Annotated in this window: 7 protein-coding genes; 6 read left to right on the plus strand and 1 reads right to left on the minus strand. The window is 63.9% G+C overall.

The window, feature by feature from the left end; all coding sequences use genetic code 11:
* The 6 genes from folE to PSV33_RS04100 all read left to right on the plus strand — a co-directional run.
* Positions 1-672 (plus strand): GTP cyclohydrolase I (gene folE / locus PSV33_RS04075; RefSeq protein WP_300558998.1); only part of this gene is annotated, 672 nt, incomplete at its 5' end.
* Positions 673-681: 9 nt separating this feature from the next.
* Positions 682-1,107 (plus strand): BLUF domain-containing protein, encoded by a 426-nt coding sequence (locus PSV33_RS04080; protein ID WP_300536646.1) that lies wholly within the window; start codon positions 682-684, stop codon positions 1,105-1,107.
* Positions 1,108-1,260: 153 nt separating this feature from the next.
* The gene (locus PSV33_RS04085) at positions 1,261-2,088 is read left to right on the plus strand and encodes a DUF429 domain-containing protein (protein ID WP_300559001.1); all 828 of its coding nucleotides are present in this window, start codon (positions 1,261-1,263) and stop codon (positions 2,086-2,088) included.
* 91 nt (positions 2,089-2,179) lie between these two features.
* Positions 2,180-2,593 carry a thermonuclease family protein gene (locus PSV33_RS04090; protein ID WP_300559004.1) on the plus strand — a complete coding sequence of 138 codons (414 nt, stop codon included), beginning with the start codon at positions 2,180-2,182 and terminating at the stop codon, positions 2,591-2,593.
* A 138-nt stretch (positions 2,594-2,731) separates the two neighbouring features.
* Positions 2,732-2,929 (plus strand): CsbD family protein, encoded by a 198-nt coding sequence (locus tag PSV33_RS04095; RefSeq protein WP_300559007.1) that lies wholly within the window; start codon positions 2,732-2,734, stop codon positions 2,927-2,929.
* 42 nt (positions 2,930-2,971) lie between these two features.
* Positions 2,972-3,427, plus strand: coding sequence for a BON domain-containing protein (locus tag PSV33_RS04100; protein ID WP_300559010.1), 456 nt, complete (start codon positions 2,972-2,974; stop codon positions 3,425-3,427).
* A gap of 192 nt (positions 3,428-3,619) precedes the next feature.
* Here the strand turns inward: PSV33_RS04100 and PSV33_RS04105 are convergent, their stop codons facing one another.
* Positions 3,620-3,934: a BON domain-containing protein gene (locus tag PSV33_RS04105; protein WP_300559013.1), complete on the minus strand. Its 315-nt coding sequence runs from the start codon at positions 3,932-3,934 to the stop codon at positions 3,620-3,622.
* Positions 3,935-3,951 lie beyond the last annotated feature (17 nt).

A 3,951-nucleotide genomic window follows, 5' to 3' on the forward strand; every position in this document is an offset into this window, starting at 1 on the left:
TCCGTCAAGATCCGCGAACGCCTCGCCCTGGCGAAAAAGCGCTTCAATGCCAACGACAACATTGCCGCCTTCATTGAGCCGGGCGACCTGGAAAAGCTGCTGGACGAGGTGGAAGGCAAGATGCAGGGCGTGCTGGACAGCCTGGTGATCGACACCGCGCGCGACCACAACACCAACAACACCGCGCGCCGCGTGGCCAAGATGTACCTCAACGAGGTATTCAAGGGCCGGTATGTCACCGCCCCCACCATCACCGAGTTTCCCAACGCCGAGCACCTCAACGAACTGATGATCGTCGGCCCCATCACGGTACGCAGCGCCTGCTCGCACCACTTCTGCCCGGTGATCGGCCAGGTCTGGATCGGGGTGATGCCCAACGAGCACACCAACGTCATCGGCCTGTCCAAATACGCCCGTCTGGCCGAATGGGTCATGGGCCGCCCCCAGATCCAGGAAGAAGCCGTGGTTCAGCTGGCCGACCTGATCCAGGAAAAAACCCAGCCCGACGGCCTGGCCATCGTCATGGAAGCCAGCCACTACTGCATGGGCTGGCGTGGCGTGAAGGACATGGACAGCAAGATGATCAATTCCGTCATGCGCGGGGTGTTCCTCAAGGACCCCAATCTGCGCCGCGAATTTTTGTCGCTCATCCCCAAAAAGAGCAACAGCTAAGGACACACGATGTTGGTACGACTTCTTTACGCGAGCCGCTCGGTCAACCCCGGCTCCAGCGATCTCACCGAATCCATCCTCGCGCAGTCGCGCAGCCACAACCCGGCCATGGGCATCACCGGCATCCTCTGTTACGGCGGCGGCATTTTCCTGCAGGCCCTCGAAGGTGGGCGCATGCAGATCAGCGACCTCTACGGCCACATCCAGAAAGACCCGCGCCACAAGGACGTGGTGCTGCTGCATTACGAGGAAATCTCCGAGCGGCGGTTTGGCGGCTGGACCATGGGCCAGGTCAATGTCGAGCGAATCAACGCCTCCATCCTGCTCAAATACTCCGAAAAGGCCGAACTCGATCCCTACTCGGTGTCGGGGAAGGTGTCGCTGGCCTTGCTGGAAGACCTGATGGCCACCGCCTCGATTTGCGGCAAGGTCTGAGAGGCTGGAACGCTTTCTGCTGCGCGGCCGGATCTGGCTCCTGCGCTGCGCACCGCCCGCTGGTGCGGATGCGCTTCCTGAGATCTCGCCGGCGCGCCCGCTGCGAAATCTTCACAGCCTCTGAGGCGCGCCCCACCCCTACCTGCTGTCCGCATGAACTCCGGCCTGATCATCGGCTGTGACTTCTCCAGCAGCCCGACGCGGCGCAAGCCGATTGTGCTGGCCAGTGGCACAGCCGACAAGGGGCGGGTGCTGCTGCAAGGGCTGGAGCGCATCGAGTCGCTGGAGGCCTTCGGTCACTGGCTGCATCAGCCGCGCCGCTGGGTCGGCGCCTTCGATTTTCCTTTTGGCCTGCCGCGCGAGCTGGTCGAGCATCTCGGCTGGCCGCGCACCTGGCCGGCGCTGATGGCCCACTACGCCAGCCTCAGCCGTGAAGAGATCCGGCAGACTTTTGCAGGTTTCTGCGCCGCACGCCCGGTGGGCGGCAAGTTTGCGCACCGCGCCACCGACGTCCCGGCCGGCTCCAGCCCGTCCATGAAATGGATCAATCCGCCGGTGGCCTTCATGCTGCACGCGGGGGTGCCGCGGCTGCTGGCCGCCGGCGTTCACCTGCCCGGACTGCACGTGGGCGACCGGTCGCGCGTCGCGCTCGAAGCCTACCCGGGGTTGCTCGCGCGCGAAGTGCTCGGCCGGCGCTCCTACAAAAGTGATGAGCGGCTCAAGCAGACGCCGGACCGGCTGATTGCGCGCAAGGACCTGATCACCGCGCTGGAGATGGGCCAGACCCGGCTCGGCCTGCGACTGAAAGTCAGCCATGCCCAGCGTGACACCCTGGTCGACGACGCCAGCGGCGACAGCCTGGATGCGGCGCTTTGCCTGATGCAGGCCGCGTGGGCCCAGGCGCAACATGCGCAAGGTGCGGCGTGTTACGGCCTGCCCGGCGATGTCGACCCGCTCGAGGGCTGGATCGTGACTGCATGAACCCCGCCGTGCAGGAGGCAAGACGGTGACGTCGCTCAAATTTGCTCTGTTTTTGATAGCTGCCGCCGCCCATCCTGCTTGGGCGGAAAGCATGAAAGTCACTCATATCACTGATGGAGATACCCTCTGGGTCCGACCGGCAGGAGGCGGCCGGCCGGTGAAGCTGCGCATGGCCGGCATGGATGCGCCCGAGATCTGCCAGGCCGGCGGCCGTGCCGCGCGTGCGGCCTTGGCACGCCGCGTGGCTCGCCGCTGGGTGGTCGTGACGACCCGCCGTCATGACGACTATGGCCGTGCCGTGGCGACCGTGTACCTGGGGGGCGAAGACATGGCCGCCTGGATGGTCGCGCACGGCCATGCCTGGTCGTACCGGTATGGACGCGAAGGCGGACCTTATCTGACCCTGCAGACACAGGCCCGGTCGGCGCAGCGTGGGCTGTTTGCCGATCCGCAGGCGCTGCCGCCCCGCCTTTTCCGCCAGCAGCACGGATCCTGTCACCCTTGACGGGCCGCTGTGCAGGTACTGCCTGTCGTCCTACAGGGAATTCCGCAGGCGCTGACGAGTTGCCCTTGCGTGCCTGCCTACAGTGAAGCTGTGTCCACCATTCTGGTGGGCCGCACCCATTTCAAAGGAAAAAGCACCATGAACAAGCATCAAGTCGAAGGCCGTGTGGACCAGGCTGCGGGCAAAGCCAAGGAAGTGGCTGGTCGCGTGGTTGGCAATGAAAAGCTGGAGGCCGAAGGTCTGGTGGACCAGGCCAAGGGAAAAACCCAGGCGGGCTACGGCGACGCCAAGGAAGACGTCAAAGACAACGCCAAAAAGCTGATCGACAAGATCTGAACGCTGCGCTTGCAGCTCTCATCCCAAACCAGGAGAGCCACCATGAACCCGACCCCTCTTCAACCGCGGCGGCCGCTTCTGGCGCTGGCGTGTTCCGCTGCCGTCCTGCTGGCGCTGACGGCCTGCAACAAGGCGGATGACAACAAAACCGTCGGCCAATCGATTGACTCAGGCATCGCCAAGACCGAGCAGGCTGCCAAGGATGCCGGCAATGCCATGAAGGAAGCATCCAGAGACGCGCAGGCCACGGGCAGCCAGGCCAGCGCCACCATGGGTGACAAGATCGACGACGTGACCATCACGGCGACCGTCTCCACCGGACTGGCCAAGGACCCGGATCTAAGCGCCATCAAGATCAATGTCGACACCAAGGACGGCGTCGTCAGCCTGAATGGCCCGGCCCCCAGTGCGGCAGCGAAGGACAAGGCCACGGACATCGCCAAACAGGTCAAGGGCGTGAGGTCGGTGAACAACCAGTTGACGGTCACACCAGGCTGATTCGCTTCACGTCCGCGAAGGTCATTGGCACGCGCCTTCTGGTGGCGGACCAGTGACCTTTTTTTATGGGGCGCCCACGCGGAGCACCGCGGCGCGTATCGATCGCGCAAAAAAAAGGGGCCCGGTTGCAGACAACCGGGCCCCGCTTGACGGGCTGGCAGCGCCGGCCCGTCTCACCCCATCGGGGCTGGTTTAAGGACGAATGACGATGTCATTGCGCACAGCGCGGACGTTCTTGGTGTTGCGGGCAATGCTCTCAGCCTGGGCTTTTTCAGCAGCCGACTTGGCAAAACCGGACAGTTGCACCGTACCGTTCAGCGTTTCGACGCTGATCGCGGTGGCGGCAACCGTCTTGTCTGCAGCGAACTTGGCCTTCACGGCGGTAGTGATGGCAGCGTCGTCGACGTAAGAGCCGGCAGTTTCCTGACCACGGGTAACGGCGCAACCAGCGCTGATGATGGTGATGCCGGCCAGGGCGGCGAATGCAATTGCGCGAGCGTATTTCATGGTTTTTCCTTGAAGTT

It is taken from the genome of Polaromonas sp. (assembly GCF_029945895.1).
Taxonomy (GTDB): domain Bacteria; phylum Pseudomonadota; class Gammaproteobacteria; order Burkholderiales; family Burkholderiaceae_C; genus Polaromonas.